Here is a 14,327-nt window from a genome sequence, read left to right on the forward strand (position 1 = left end):
CATTAATGAATGCAATGAAACGCAACGGGTGGCTTTAGCACTCCCCTGCAATAACACAAGATTTTTTCTGTACTGTTCAGAAACTGTTAGGAGAACTAAATAAATGAACATTCGTCCTTTACATGATCGCGTCATCGTTAAGCGTCTAGAAGAAGAAACTAAGTCTGCTGGCGGTATTGTATTAACTGGCTCTGCAGCTGAAAAATCAACTCGCGGAGAAGTTATCGCTGTTGGTAATGGCCGTGTTTTAGACAACGGTGAAGTAAGAGCATTAGAAGTTAAGGCCGGTGACACTGTGCTGTTCGGCTCTTATGTTGAAAAAGCTGAAAAGATCGAAGGTCAAGAGTACCTGATCATGCGTGAAGATAACATTCTAGGCATTGTAGGCTAATCCTACTTTTCGTTTAGCAACCCGTTTACAGAATTTAAGAGGAATTTAATCATGGCAGCAAAAGAAGTACTTTTTGCAGGTGACGCACGTGGCAAAATGCTAACTGGCGTAAATATTTTAGCAAACGCAGTAAGAGTAACTTTAGGTCCTAAAGGCCGTAACGTTGTATTAGACAAATCATTCGGCGCGCCAGTAATCACTAAAGACGGTGTATCTGTAGCTAAAGAGATCGAGCTTGAAGACAAGTTCGAAAACATGGGCGCACAAATGGTTAAAGAAGTAGCGTCGAAAGCGAATGACGCTGCAGGTGACGGTACAACAACTGCAACAGTATTAGCGCAAGCTATCGTAAACGAAGGCTTAAAAGCAGTTGCAGCGGGTATGAACCCAATGGACCTTAAACGTGGTATCGACAAAGCAGTTACTGCAGCAGTTGAAGAGCTTAAAGCACTTTCTGTTCCATGTGCAGACACTAAAGCAATTGCACAAGTAGGTACTATTTCTGCTAACTCTGATAAAGAAATCGGTGACATCATTGCAGAAGCAATGGAAAAAGTAGGCCGTGATTCAGGCGTTATCACTGTTGAAGAAGGTCAGTCGTTAGAAAACGAACTAGACGTAGTTGAAGGTATGCAGTTTGACCGCGGTTACCTTTCACCTTACTTCATCAACAACGCTGAAAAAGGCGCTGTAGAGCTAGACAACCCATTCATTCTACTTGTAGATAAAAAAGTATCTAACATCCGTGAGCTACTACCTACATTAGAAGCTGTTGCTAAAGCTAGCAAGCCACTACTTATCATTGCTGAAGACCTTGAAGGTGAAGCGCTTGCAACACTTGTTGTAAACAACATGCGCGGTATCGTTAAAGTATCTGCGGTTAAAGCTCCTGGTTTCGGCGACCGTCGTAAAGCAATGCTACAAGACATCGCAGTGTTAACAGGTGGTACTGTTATTTCTGAAGAAATCGGTTTAGAGCTTGAGAAAGCGACAATCGAAGACCTAGGTACAGCGAAGCGCGTTGTGATCACTAAAGATGATACAACAATCATCGATGGTGCAGGCGAAGAAGACGGCATCAATGGTCGTGTTGCACAAATCAAAGCACAAATCGAAGAAGCGACGTCTGACTACGATAAAGAGAAACTACAAGAGCGTATGGCTAAACTAGCTGGCGGTGTTGCAGTAATCAAAGTTGGCGCAGCAACTGAAATCGAAATGAAAGAGAAAAAAGACCGCGTTGAAGATGCACTACACGCAACTCGCGCAGCGGTTGAAGAAGGTGTTGTACCAGGTGGTGGTGTTGCACTAGTTCGCGTAGCAAGCAAACTTGTTGAACTTGCTGGCGACAACGAAGACCAAAGCCACGGTATTAAAGTTGCACTACGTGCGATGGAAGCACCACTTCGTCAAATCGTAACTAACGCAGGTGACGAAGCATCTGTTGTTGTTAACTCAGTAAAAGGCGGTGAAGGTAACTACGGTTACAACGCAGCATCAGGCGAGTACAACGACATGATCGAAATGGGTATCTTAGACCCAACTAAAGTAACGCGTTCTGCACTACAGTACGCAGCTTCAATCGCGGGTCTTATGATCACAACTGAAGCAATGGTTGCTGAAATCCCGAAAGATGAGCCAGCTGCTCCAGATATGGGCGGCATGGGCGGCATGGGTGGTATGGGCGGCATGATGTAATTATTGCCCAAGCACTTCGCTTAAAAAACCCAGCTCCGGCTGGGTTTTTTGCTTTCATTTACTTACTCTTTAAATAAACAAAGAACTTCTAATTAGACAAGTCATTTGAACCTTCGGTAAATAGTAGTTTTCATAATCCTGCTTAATTTTATATTTTACATACTTGTACCTAAGTATATACTGGTGTGATTATAACTCGAATGCACCAAATACGTTCAGGATAACAATGGGTTCAGCTTTATCAAACGCCACCGAAATAGCTTGCGACAGCGATCAAAGTAATATTCATACTTTTATAAAAAATAGTACCGACCTCTTTCACTCTCGTGTAGAAAAACAACTAGGTGCTGTATTGTTCGATAAAAATATGACCCAACAATCGTATTTAAAAATTTTAATCGCAATGCATAGTAGCTACTCTATTATGGAGGGTGCTATATCAACCTTTAGTACCACAAAACAACTGCTTGTTGGCCGCAGTAAGCTGAGCTGGTTAAATCAAGATATTGCTTACTTACAAGCATCTCAAGACGCCCCATCTGTTAATTTTTATAAACACGATGATCTAAAAAATATCTGCAATGTGTCCCATGCATTCGGAATGATGTATGTAATGGAGGGAGCCACCATGGGTGGAGGTCACATTTATAAAGCACTTAAAAAGCATAAATGGATAAATGAGCTTGAAGGGATCCATTTTTTTTATAGTTATGGTGAGCTTAGGGAGCAAAAGTGGGCTGAGTATATCCACGCACTAAAACAGTATCATAACCAATACCCAAACTCGACAGATGACATTTTATTGGGGGCAAATGAGGCATTTAGCTTAATCTCTCAAGCACTTGGAGATATAAATTGAGCAATACATTTAAAGTCTCATTAGACAATTGTCATAAAGAACCCATTCATATTCCAGGCTCCATCCAACCGCATGGGTTTTTGCTAGTTGTTGATCCTGAAACACTCAAAATATGTTATTTCAGCGAAAATATTTTATCGCTTTTAGATACACAAAAAGATCGCTTAGTAGGCTCACATATAACTAATTTCTTTGAAGCAAATACATCTAATATCATAGAGAAAAATAAAGCTGAAAAAGACTTTCATGCTATCAACCCACTCAAGATTGAGCTAAAAGGGAAGTCGTCTGAGACCTCTATTAAAGGGGCTATTTCTCGTAACGATAAATATTTACTCATTGAACTTGAGTTTGATACAAAGAAAGAGCACTCAAGTATTGACCCGATGAATTACTTGATGAAGCAATCTCTTCACCTAATAGCTGACAAAAAAGAGCTAAGCTCATCATTCGAAACGGCAGTAGAAGAAGTCCGTAGCTTAACCGGTTTTGATCGCGTTATGCTCTATCAGTTTGACCATGAATATAATGGCCAAGTCGTAGCAGAAGCCAAAAAAGATGAGTTAAACTCATTTCTACACCAACACTTTCCTGAATCAGATATTCCAAAGCAAGCACGCGCTTTATATTTGCGTAATCCTATAAGGTTACTTGCAGATGTTGATGCTGAAGTATCACCAATCTACCCACATGACGAGCCGGTAGATTTAAGCACATGTATAATCAGAAGTGTATCCCCCATTCATTGTCAATATTTACGCAATATGGGTGTTAAAGCATCAATGTCTATTAGTATTATTATTGCTGGTAAATTATGGGGCTTAATTGCTTGTCACCACTATACAAGCCATGTCGTCCCATTTGAAGCACGACAAGTTGCACAATATATGGGATTGATGCTCTCATATATTATATCCCTTAAAACACAATCAATCGAAGCAATTCAAGAAGCTAAAGCCACCGCCATCAGTGCAGAAATAGCAGAGCATATGTCTGAAGAAGTCTTTTTTATTGATGGCTTACGTAAACAAGTTCCAGCTTTACTCAGCATGCTAAGTGCTGATGGTGTTGCATGGCGGCTAGAAAAAGATATTGAAAGCTTTGGCGATGTACCCGCAAATGATGATATTTACCATTTATTTGAATGGTTAAAAAGCAACCACTTAGAAGATGAGCTTCTATATCATAACCATCATTTATCTAATGAGAATGCTGAATTTAATAAGTTTGCTAATATTGCTAGCGGCGTGCTAGCTATGCCTGTTTCTACTAATGAAAACCTATTTATTATGTGGTTTCGTAAAGAGGTGATTGAAACAAAAAATTGGGGAGGGAAACCTGAAAAGATAATCGAATTCCTTGACGACGGTAGTCATCGCCTTATGCCTCGTAGTTCGTTTCGTTTATGGCAAGAAAATGTACGTAATAAATGCTCACCTTGGAAGGCAAACGAAATATCTTGCGCTATAAAGTTTCGCAATCACCTGGTTAATCATGTTATCGAAAAATCTGAGCGCCTTAAAAAGTTAAACGACTTACTAGAAACTAAAGTTAATGAGCGAACCGCCGCTTTAAAGTCGGAAATACTCACTCGACAACAGGCTGAGCTAGACCTTGAAATCGCACTTAGAAAATCTGAAGAGTCTAACAAAGAGTTAGAACGTTTTGCTTTTGTTGCGTCTCATGATTTACAGGAGCCCTTACGAAAAATACAGATGTTCGGCGATCGCCTACAAAACTCTAAAGAACTAATTGGGGAAAGAAACGCTTCTTATATCTCACGTATGATGGACTCTGCTGAAAGAATGCAAAAACTTATCAAAGGAGTATTGAGCTTTTCTAGAATCAATCGAAAAGGCGAAGAGTTTCGTAGCTTTTCAGCACAAGATGTTTTTGATGATATTCTTGATGACCTTGAGCTAATTATAGCTGATAAGTCAGCGATGTTTCATATAGAAGATATCGGTGAAATCTATGGTGATAAACGACAAATCCAGCGTTTATTTCAAAACTTAATTCTTAATGCGCTTAAATTTAGTCACCCACATCAACCACCCATCATAGGGATTAAGTCAGTTGAGCGAACAGACGAGCATATTGTTATCGCTGTCATTGATAATGGAATAGGTTTTAATAACGAGTTTAAAGACAGAATCTTTAACCTTTTTGAACGGGTTCACTCTAAACAAGCATACGAAGGAACAGGGTTAGGCTTGGCTATTTGTAAGAAAATAGTAGAACGGCACCATGGAACAATTACAGCAGAAGCAAATATCAATGAAGGCTCTCAGTTTTACGTTAACTTACCACTAAGAGACATAAAACTAAGTCAGCTTTAGTTGTTACCGCTACGATTGTGGCGGTAACAGTCTACTAATATGCTCTTTAAGTTGTCTAATTTCATTTTCAATAGACTGGAAACGCTGACTTTGAATCTGTGAATCTTGATCTGTTATTGAACTTATTTTTGCTTTTACACGCCAGATTTCTAGAATATCACTTCCCTGAATTGAATATGTTTTGTACTCAGGGTTATCACTCTTAAATAAGTAACTGATAGGGTCTGTGTTATGGCTAAAGAGACGTTTAGCTACAATGCCATCTTTAGTGACAACAACACATACCGAACCATTCTCTAACTGCTTAATATCCTTGACCTGCTCAGTGATCAGCGTTTCTCTAGGGCGGATAGTTGGCATCATACTATCGCCTTCAACTTCGAATAGACGATAATTACCATTTTCAAACCCTGGGATTTTATAAACATCCAGAGTTTTAATATAGCCTTCATCACTACACTGTTCTATATATCCAGCGTGAGCTTCTTCATTAACAAGTGGGATAAATGAAGTCTCTAAGGCTTTTTGATAACTCTGAAAGTTCGATTCATCATACCCCTCAATACCTAAAATAAGCCAGTTACAATCGACATTAAACACTTGGCTGATTTTAGTGATAGTACTGAGAGACAGGGTCGACTTGCCAGCCTCCAACTGTGATAACGCCCCCTGAGTTATACCTATTTTATCGGCAAACTCTTGTTGAGAAAGGTTCAAATTTTCGCGTAGAGCTGTCACTCTGTTCGTACTAGTATGATTTAATGACATTAGATTATTAATAAACTTATGTTTGTATTATGGGTATAAGAAAGTTAATATAACACTTGCTTAACTAAAGTATATACTACTCAAGTAACTAATTATTTAATTTGTTGTTTTTATTAAAAAGTATCTACATGGAATAGGTGAGCTACATTTGATGAAATCAGGAGCTAGTAATGTTTAACGACAAATTATTTACCAAAAAATTACGCTCTGTGAGCTATATTTTAGTTGCGGATGATGATCTCGATGATCAAGAGCTCATCCGAGATGCCCTTGTTGAAAACAATGTCGATGAAAATAAAATTCAATTTGTTGATGACGGCATGCAATTACTTGAGTCGCTCGATAAAAACAAAATTCTACCTAGCCTTATTCTGTTAGATCTAAACATGCCACGAAAGGGTGGAAAAGAAGCGCTAGTTGAACTAAAAAAATCGGAGCTTTACCGCCATATCCCCATCATTATTTTTACAACTTCTGATTCAGAAATTGACATTAAGCAATGTTATAGCTTAGGTACGAACGCCTTTATGACCAAGCCTTCTAGCTATTATGATTTAGTTGATTCAATGAAAATGCTCACTCAATACTGGCTTGTTCAAGCTAGGATAGTGTTAGACTAAGGCGAAACATTTCGCCTTACAGACCCTAATTAGTGCTACTTGCCAACTCTTTTATCAACCTCCTTACAACGATAAATAAATCACTCGGTAACATGCCTCTTTCGCCTTCACGTTCTGCGGCAATATCTCCGGCTTTTGCATGTAAGATTACGCCCAAGCAAGCTGCTTGCTGAGGAGTAAGCCCCTGTGCGATCAATGCCACTATGATACCTGTTAATACATCGCCACTGCCGCCAACCGCAAGTGCAGGATTTCCATCTGTACACACCCATGTTTGGTTATTATCAGCAATTAAACTGCCAGCACCTTTGAGTACACAAGTAGTGGTATAGCTTCGTGCGAGCTGCTTTACTGCATGAAAGCGATTTTCTTCAATATCGCTAGCGCGACAATTAAGTAACCTTGCTGCCTCACCGGGGTGTGGTGTGATAACGGTATTAGCTAATGGGAATGACGAAGCATGCTGAGCCATTAAATTAAGTGCATCAGCATCAATAACCAGAGGCTTGTTATTAGTAAAGCAATACTGCATTACTGCTTCAAAGGTTGTTTCCGACCAAGTGTCTTGGCCAAGCCCTGGGCCAATAGCAACACAGGTTGCCCACTCTAGGGCGCTAATCAGGTTTGTATCTGTCACCATTAGCTCTGGCCGGCCAATACTCACAGGTAGAATAGAGCTACTATGGGTATACACTTTGACCATGCCCGCACCGCTGCGAAGCGCAGCCTCTGCGGTTAAACGAATAGCGCCTGCAGTGCCAGCATTACCACCAACACACAGCAATTTACCATGGCTGGCTTTATGGCTGTTGTTATCGCGCTTAGGAAGCCTAGCTTGGCTCTGATAATTGATAAGCTCAGCCGTGGGTGATGTCTGTTTTAAAAAGGCATCTTCAATACCTAAATCATTAAACTCTAATGTCCCTGCATGCGCTCTACCTTGCCCTGTCACTAAACCTTGTTTAATCCCCACAAAAGTCACAGTAAGCGCGGCTTTTATTGCGACTCCTTGTATGACACCTGTGTCGGCATGAATACCTGAGGGTAGATCAATAGCAACTATCGGCACTTGGCTTTCGTTGGCAGCTTTAATCAGCTGTGAAAAAGGCTCGCGCACCGCGCTTTGAATACCCGTACCAAGCAGGCCATCAATAATGATATCTGCTTGCTCAATAGCACTGGCATCAGCGGTTATTGCCCCTCCGGCGTCAAGCCAAGCTTGCTGAGCACTGAGCGCATCACCTTTGAGCGGTTTATCAGATATTGCTGCAATAACCGTAACCTGTTTGCCCGCTTGTTTAGCTAAGCGAGCAACAACATAACCATCACCGGCATTGTTACCAACGCCCGCTAACACAACGAATGTACTTGCTTTAGGAAAATAGCTGATAGCTTGCTGATAAGTCGCCAGCCCTGCTCGCTCCATAAGCTCATACAAGCTTACGCCAGAGCGCTTAGCAGCTGGTCCTTCATGGTTACGAACTTGCTCTGCTAAAAATACTGACTGCGAGAGAACAACTGACATATCTATCCTTAAATTGGCCTTTTAATCAGCATATAAGTACAGATGAGTGCAGTCAATGAGGCATAAAAAAACGGCGCGTAACTTACATTACGCGCCGTTTTTTAAAGCTATAGTGACTTACTCAGTGTCTGGTAAGTTGCGACCGTAGAAGATTTCTTGCATCTCGCGAGTCAGCTTAGAGTAGATAACTTCTTCTTCTTCTTCCGAAAGATCTGCTGTAGAAACACCGAATAGGTAAGTATTCAAGTCAGTTTCTTTTAACATCATCTTCGTGTGGAACAAGTTCTCTTGATACACGTTCACGTCCATCATTTGGTACGCTTCTTTGGTATCTTCAGTCATATAGTTCTGAATTGAGTTAATCGCGTGATCGATATAGTGTTTTACACCATCAACGTCACGAGTAAAACCACGTACGCGGTAGTCAATTGTTACAACATCAGACTCAAGGCTGTGAATTAAGAAGTTTAACGCTTTTAATGGCGAAATAATGCCACACGTTGATACTTCGATATCAGCACGGAACGTACAAATACCATCATCAGGGTGTGCTTCTGGGTATGTGTGAACACAAATGTGGCTCTTGTCTAAGTGTGCTACCACTGTTTCAGGAAGAGGACCCGGCGCTTCATCAACGTCATACGTTGTTTGTTGCTCAATTGGCTCTTCAGAGATCAAGATTGTTACGCTGGCGCCTTGCGGATCATAATCTTGGCGAGAAACATTTAGAATGTTTGCGCCAATAATATCCACAACTTCACCTAAAATATCGGTAAGGCGATCAGCACTGTACTGTTCGTCGATATATTCAATATATTCTTTACGCTGTTGTTCCGTCTTTGCGTAACAAATATCGTAAATACTAAAACTTAAGCTCTTAGTTAAGTTATTAAAGCCATGAAGCTTAATTTTATCGAAGGGTTTATTCATGCTAAACCAACCTTAAAACGAGTGAAACCTGCACCAGCAGAAATAAAAGTTCGCGGATTTTATACGAATTTCCTGCTCGGAAAAAGCGTTATTTTACCTGTTCTTGCACAACTTCATGACTATGCGTAATTTCTACTGTCTTATCAAGCATTAAGGCTACAGAACAATACTTTTCAGCAGATAATTGTACCGCTCTTGCAAGGTGCTTTTCAGAGACATTATCACCGGTAACCACAAAGTGTAGATTAATCTTGGTAAACACGCGAGGTGCTGACTCAGCACGCTCTGCAGATAGCTTAACTTGCACATCAGAAAATGACTGTTTTGCTTTTTTTAAAATACTAACAACATCAACAGATGAACAACAACCCGCTGACATTAAAACCATTTCCATTGGGCTTGGCGCAGCGCTATCGCTACCTGCATCAAAAACTACATTGTGACCTGAATTTGAAAGGCCAATAAACGTATCGCCTTCTACCCATTTTACATTCGCTTGCATGTGCTTTATCTCTTAAAGTTATTTTGCTTGATTGTAAGCAAGTCACACACAGATGCAAGGGATAAGAGGTGAGCTTTAAAGGAAAGCGAGTTGCTAACTTTGAGCTGCTCGCTTAAAGACTAGAAATTGTGTTGTGCTTTATAAGTTAGGCACTTTCTACAACAGCACTATCGAATAAGTTTTTTACTAATCCAGCAAACTCATCAATAAACGCGTGTTGTTCAACGGTTACTGTGTGATTTGTAACGCTGCTCAGCACTTCTTGTAAGTCATATACGATACCGTCGACTTCGCGAACAATTTGGCTGCGTTGTTCAGTATTAAGCTCTGTGTGTTGCTCGCAAAGTAACATGACATTTTCTGCTATCACGTCTTCAATCAGCTCTAACACTGTTGGAGCTCCTGGTTTAATTTGACCCGGCTTCTCAAAAAGCGCTAAATTTTGAGTGAGATACATGACAAGATCATCGTACCCTTGCCTATCTAAAACCATACGACTGCACACCTAATAAAAAACTATCTCTTTAGATTTAAGCAGAAAGCGCTTTTAATTGCTACCTTTGCCAAGCATCTCATACAAAAAAAGCAGCCGAAGCTGCTTTTTATAATAATTTACGATTATTAATCGATTTTTAAGCCTGGGCTTAATGTCGCTGGCATTGCTACTTTTTCAAGCTCTACCGAAGCGACAGGGTATGCACAATAGTCAGCAGCATAATATGCGCTTGCTCTGTGGTTACCTGATGCACCAATACCACCAAATGGTGCTGCACTTGATGCACCTGTGATAGGACGGTTCCAGTTTACGATACCTGCGCGAATACGACGAAGGAAATGGTCGTAATCTGCTGCGCTGTCGCTTAATAAACCAGCTGATAAACCAAAGCTTGTGTCATTCGCTTTATCAATAGCGGCATCAAAATCAGTGAAGCGGAATACTTTAAGCAGTGGTCCAAAGTGCTCTTCGTCTGGGAAGTTAGCGACATTTGTACACTCTAAAATACCCGGTGTCACAAAGCCGGTATTTTCTTTGTGCGTTAGCTCAACTAACACTTCAGCGCCAAGCTCAACAAGTTGCTGTTGTGCTGTGACCATACCAGCTGCTGCTGCTGAAGAAATCATTGACCCGATGAAAGGTTGCTCTTCTGCGTCGTAGTCACCTACTTTAATAGCTTTAGTTGCTTTAATAAGACCCGCTAAGATGGCATCTCCTTGCTCGCCTGCAGGTAAGAATAACTTACGCGCACACGTACAACGTTGACCTGTAGAGATAAACGCTGATTGAATAATATCGTGGATAGCCGCTTTAGTGTCAGCAACATCAGTAACGATAAGCGGGTTATTACCACCCATTTCTAAAGCTAAGATTTTACCCGGTTGACCAGCAAACTGTTCATGTAAAATATGACCAGTGCGCGAAGAGCCAGTAAAGAATAAACCGTCGATCCCTTTATGAGATGCAAGCGCTTTACCCGTTTCTACTTCACCTTGCACAAGGTTGATAACACCTGCAGGGAGACCCGCCTTTTGCCATAATTTTAACGTTAACTCAGCAACTGCTGGCGTTAGCTCAGACGGTTTAAATACCACGGTATTGCCTGCTAATAGTGCAGGTACAATGTGACCATTTGGTAAGTGACCAGGGAAGTTATAAGGGCCAAACACAGCGACAACACCATGAGGCTTGTGGCGGATCATCGCGCGACCTTGTGGCATTGGATTTTCAACATCGCCTGTACGCTCTAAAAATGCTTTTTCAGAGATAGCAATTTTACCCACCATCGCACCTGCTTCAGTGCGTGTTTCCCAAAGTGGTTTACCGGTTTCTTGTGCGATAGCAATCGCTAATTCTTCGCTGTGCTCTTTAAGCGTTTCTGCGAATGTTTTTACAATCGCTAAACGCTCTGCAAATGTTTTATCAGCCCAGCTGTAAAACGCTTCACGTGCAGCAGCGACTGCGCCGTCTACTTGTTCTGCGGTGGCAGTGTTTGCTTGCCAGATTACATCGTTATTTGCTGGGTTTACAGACTGAAAAGTATGACCAAGGCCTGCTTGCCATTGACCATTAATAAATTGCGCTGCATGAGTCATTAATATGTCTCCTGAATTCTATAGTTCTGCAAGTGATACTGAATCACCCGCTTCTAAGTGAAGTGCTTTTGCTAATTCACTTGAGATTGTGATGCTATCGGCATCACATGATAGGCTAACTTGAGTCACGGTTGCTCTAAAATCAGCAATTTTATCATTTGCTAACAATACCGTGGTGTCGCCTTGGCTTTCACCAATTTCAACTTTAACTGTGTGGGCATTTCTGACTGTAGCAATGTTATCTACTTTTGCTTCAACAGTTGGGCCTGCATCAAAAATGTCTACATAACCATTAAAGGTAAAACCTTCGCTCTTTAATAGTTCAATCGCAGGGCGTGTGTTGTCATGTACTTGACCAATCACAGCTTGTGCATCTTTGCTCAGTAAGTTGACGTAAATTGGGTATTTAGGCATTAACTCAGCAATAAATACTTTCTGACCAATACCCGTTAAGTAATCTGCCGTTGGAAAGTCCATTGAGAAAAAGTGCTCTTCTAGCCATTGCCAGAATGGGCTTTCGCCGCTTTCGTCTGACACACCTCGCATTTCAGCAATTACGGTGTCAGCAAAACGTTCTCTATGTTGATTAATAAACATAAAACGCGCTTTTGAAAGCAATTTACCGTTATTGTTTTTACGGTAGCCATCTTTTAAGAATAATGTACATAGCTCAGTTGCACCGGTGTAATCATTACACAGGGTTAAAATATCAACGGCTTTATACACGTCTAGCGTACGAGAAGAATGAATTACTTTGCTTAAATGATAATGATAAAAAGCATCATCTAAACCAACAGCGGCTTCAATACCCGAAGTCCCTACAACTTCACCCGTTTCGCTATCTTCAAGAACAAACAAGTAACCTTCATCACCTGGCTGCTGTGCTGCTTTTGCAAATGAGCTGACAGAATGATCAATTTTCTTTTGTAATAACTCTTCATTATTAGGCAAAGACGTAAAGCCATGGCCTGACTCAACAGCAATCTTTACTAACGCTTGGTAATCGCTTTGCTGGATTGGGCGAAGGATCATCATAAGTCCGCTTGCTCCCTTATAAATAACGGTAAATTAAGAAATGTGGGCAAGCTTAACTTGCCCTGAAATGACAGTTTCGTTTAGCCGTTAACGACTTTTGCAACTGCTTTTTCGAAACGAGCCATACCTTCGCGGATATCAGCTTCTGGAATTACAAGTGACGGAGTGAAACGAACAACATCAGCGCCAGCAACTAAAGACATAACGCCTTCTGCAGTACCAGCTACTAAAAACTCTTTTGCACGACCTTTGAATTGCTCTGTTACTACAGCACCAATTAATAGACCTTCGCCACGGATTTCAGTGAATACATTGTACTTTTCGTTAATCGCAGTTAGTAACTCACGGAATAACGCTGACTTTTCTTTAACGCCGTTAAGTACCTCTGGTGTATTTACTGTGTCGAATGCTGCTTCTGCTACTGCACACGCAAGTGGGTTACCACCGTAAGTAGAACCATGAGTACCTACTTTTAAGTGCTTAGCAATATCAGTTGTGGTGATCATCGCACCGATAGGGAAACCACCACCTAACGCTTTTGCAGTCGTTAAGATATCAGGAGTTACATTTAAACCTTGATAAGCATAAAGCTCACCCGTACGGCCAACACCTGTTTGTACTTCATCAAAGATTAGTAGTGCATTATGCTTAGTACATAACTCACGAACACCTTCAACAAACTCAGCAGTTGGAGAAATGATACCGCCTTCACCTTGCAGAGGCTCCATCATTACTGCACATGTGCTGTCTGAGATAAGCGCTTCAAATGCTGCTAAATCGTTGTAGTCACAGTGAACGATATCACCAGGTTTAGGACCAAAACCATCAGAGTATGCAGCTTGACCGCCTACTGTTACTGTGAAGAAGGTACGGCCGTGGAAACCTTTGTTGAATGAGATAATTTGTGACTTTTGCTCACCAAAGTTATCAAGAGCAAAACGGCGTGCAAGTTTAAGTGCCGCTTCGTTAGCTTCTGCACCAGAGTTAGCAAAATATACTTTTTCAGCGAACGTTGCGTCAGTTAGCTTTTTAGCTAAGCGAAGCGCTGGCTCATTAGTCATTACATTTGATAAGTGCCAAATTTTTTCGCCTTGCTCTTTTAATGCACTTACAAGAGCTGGGTGACAATGGCCAAGACAGTTAACAGCAATACCACCAGCAAAATCGATAAATTCGCGACCTTCTTGGTCCCATACGCGAGAGCCTTCGCCTCGAACTGGAATAACACTTGATGGTGCATAGTTAGGAACCATTACTTGATCAAATAATTCGCGATTGACTGTCATTTTATATCCTCATAATTGTAAGCACACTCAGAGTAAGGTGGCGCTCTAAAGCTAAACTAAGCCATTTTACTTAGCCGATTGAGCTTAGCGCAAAATCACCAAAATTACTCTTTGGTTCAATTTTCATTCATCCATTATTCCAGAAAATTTTCGTCCTGTCTCTTAGAAAACTTTCATGTAGCCCTTGAAAATAAAGGGCTTGAGATATTTTTTCATGGATAGTGAATAACTATTTGAAGGCTACTTTTTGTTCTAAATACTACAAAAAGGCGTACGGCTAGTG

13 protein-coding genes are annotated in these 14,327 nt (G+C 41.0%); 5 read left to right on the forward strand and 8 right to left on the reverse strand.

Annotation, left to right across the window (positions count from 1 at the left end):
• Positions 1-103: 103 nt before the first annotated feature.
• From VRK28_RS15265 to VRK28_RS15280, 4 genes are all read left to right on the forward strand, one after another.
• Positions 104-391 (forward strand): co-chaperone GroES, encoded by a 288-nt coding sequence (locus VRK28_RS15265; protein WP_036973362.1) that lies wholly within the window; start codon positions 104-106, stop codon positions 389-391.
• Between the two features lie 51 nt (positions 392-442).
• Positions 443-2,089 (forward strand): chaperonin GroEL, encoded by a 1,647-nt coding sequence (groL, locus tag VRK28_RS15270; RefSeq protein WP_062566647.1) that lies wholly within the window; start codon positions 443-445, stop codon positions 2,087-2,089.
• Positions 2,090-2,315: 226 nt separating this feature from the next.
• Positions 2,316-2,948 (forward strand): biliverdin-producing heme oxygenase, encoded by a 633-nt coding sequence (locus tag VRK28_RS15275; RefSeq protein ID WP_248529526.1) that lies wholly within the window; start codon positions 2,316-2,318, stop codon positions 2,946-2,948.
• Entirely contained in the window at positions 2,945-5,287 is a 2,343-nt protein-coding gene (locus tag VRK28_RS15280) for an ATP-binding protein (protein WP_130167207.1), read from the forward strand. Before VRK28_RS15275 ends, VRK28_RS15280 begins: the two co-directional genes overlap by 4 nt.
• A 9-nt stretch (positions 5,288-5,296) precedes the next feature.
• On the opposite strand, the gene VRK28_RS15285 is transcribed toward VRK28_RS15280, so the two are convergent.
• Positions 5,297-6,025 (reverse strand): XRE family transcriptional regulator, encoded by a 729-nt coding sequence (locus VRK28_RS15285; protein WP_165385106.1) that lies wholly within the window; start codon positions 6,023-6,025, stop codon positions 5,297-5,299.
• Positions 6,026-6,225: 200 nt separating this feature from the next.
• On the opposite strand from VRK28_RS15285, the gene VRK28_RS15290 reads away from it, so the two are divergent.
• Positions 6,226-6,675 (forward strand): response regulator, encoded by a 450-nt coding sequence (locus VRK28_RS15290; protein ID WP_130167205.1) that lies wholly within the window; start codon positions 6,226-6,228, stop codon positions 6,673-6,675.
• A gap of 25 nt (positions 6,676-6,700) precedes the next feature.
• Here VRK28_RS15290 and VRK28_RS15295 read toward each other — a convergent pair whose 3' ends face one another.
• From VRK28_RS15295 to VRK28_RS15325, 7 genes are all read right to left on the reverse strand, one after another.
• The gene (locus VRK28_RS15295; protein WP_332394110.1) at positions 6,701-8,200 is read right to left on the reverse strand and encodes an NAD(P)H-hydrate dehydratase; all 1,500 of its coding nucleotides are present in this window, start codon (positions 8,198-8,200) and stop codon (positions 6,701-6,703) included.
• 117 nt (positions 8,201-8,317) lie between these two features.
• Positions 8,318-9,130, reverse strand: coding sequence for an adenosylmethionine decarboxylase (gene speD / locus VRK28_RS15300; protein ID WP_054552422.1), 813 nt, complete (start codon positions 9,128-9,130; stop codon positions 8,318-8,320).
• An 88-nt stretch (positions 9,131-9,218) separates the two neighbouring features.
• Positions 9,219-9,632 (reverse strand): OsmC family protein, encoded by a 414-nt coding sequence (locus tag VRK28_RS15305; RefSeq protein WP_055020887.1) that lies wholly within the window; start codon positions 9,630-9,632, stop codon positions 9,219-9,221.
• Between the two features lie 145 nt (positions 9,633-9,777).
• Positions 9,778-10,125 (reverse strand): DUF3802 family protein, encoded by a 348-nt coding sequence (locus tag VRK28_RS15310; protein ID WP_054563480.1) that lies wholly within the window; start codon positions 10,123-10,125, stop codon positions 9,778-9,780.
• 128 nt (positions 10,126-10,253) lie between these two features.
• Entirely contained in the window at positions 10,254-11,723 is a 1,470-nt protein-coding gene (gene astD / locus VRK28_RS15315) for a succinylglutamate-semialdehyde dehydrogenase (protein ID WP_062566651.1), read from the reverse strand.
• An 18-nt stretch (positions 11,724-11,741) separates the two neighbouring features.
• Positions 11,742-12,758, reverse strand: coding sequence for an arginine N-succinyltransferase (astA, locus tag VRK28_RS15320; protein WP_055198948.1), 1,017 nt, complete (start codon positions 12,756-12,758; stop codon positions 11,742-11,744).
• Positions 12,759-12,838: 80 nt separating this feature from the next.
• Complete coding sequence (locus VRK28_RS15325; RefSeq protein WP_058583979.1) at positions 12,839-14,044, reverse strand: aspartate aminotransferase family protein; 1,206 nt, start codon at positions 14,042-14,044, stop codon at positions 12,839-12,841.
• Positions 14,045-14,327: the final 283 nt, after the last annotated feature.

This window comes from Pseudoalteromonas sp. P80D2 (assembly GCF_036680945.1).
Lineage (GTDB): Bacteria > Pseudomonadota > Gammaproteobacteria > Enterobacterales > Alteromonadaceae > Pseudoalteromonas > Pseudoalteromonas shioyasakiensis.

Excerpts from the sequence above, each read along its gene's own strand:
- VRK28_RS15325 (WP_058583979.1), bottom strand. The coding sequence starts at position 14,044 with ATGACAGTCAATCGCGAATTATTTGATCAAGTAATGGTTCCTAACTAT.
- VRK28_RS15290 (WP_130167205.1), top strand. The coding sequence starts at position 6,226 with ATGTTTAACGACAAATTATTTACCAAAAAATTACGCTCTGTGAGCTAT.
- VRK28_RS15275 (WP_248529526.1), top strand. The coding sequence starts at position 2,316 with ATGGGTTCAGCTTTATCAAACGCCACCGAAATAGCTTGCGACAGCGAT.
- VRK28_RS15310 (WP_054563480.1), bottom strand. The coding sequence starts at position 10,125 with ATGGTTTTAGATAGGCAAGGGTACGATGATCTTGTCATGTATCTCACT.
- groL (WP_062566647.1), top strand. The coding sequence starts at position 443 with ATGGCAGCAAAAGAAGTACTTTTTGCAGGTGACGCACGTGGCAAAATG.
- VRK28_RS15265 (WP_036973362.1), top strand. The coding sequence starts at position 104 with ATGAACATTCGTCCTTTACATGATCGCGTCATCGTTAAGCGTCTAGAA.
- astD (WP_062566651.1), bottom strand. The coding sequence starts at position 11,723 with ATGACTCATGCAGCGCAATTTATTAATGGTCAATGGCAAGCAGGCCTT.
- VRK28_RS15305 (WP_055020887.1), bottom strand. The coding sequence starts at position 9,632 with ATGCAAGCGAATGTAAAATGGGTAGAAGGCGATACGTTTATTGGCCTT.
- astA (WP_055198948.1), bottom strand. The coding sequence starts at position 12,758 with ATGATGATCCTTCGCCCAATCCAGCAAAGCGATTACCAAGCGTTAGTA.
- VRK28_RS15295 (WP_332394110.1), bottom strand. The coding sequence starts at position 8,200 with ATGTCAGTTGTTCTCTCGCAGTCAGTATTTTTAGCAGAGCAAGTTCGT.
- speD (WP_054552422.1), bottom strand. The coding sequence starts at position 9,130 with ATGAATAAACCCTTCGATAAAATTAAGCTTCATGGCTTTAATAACTTA.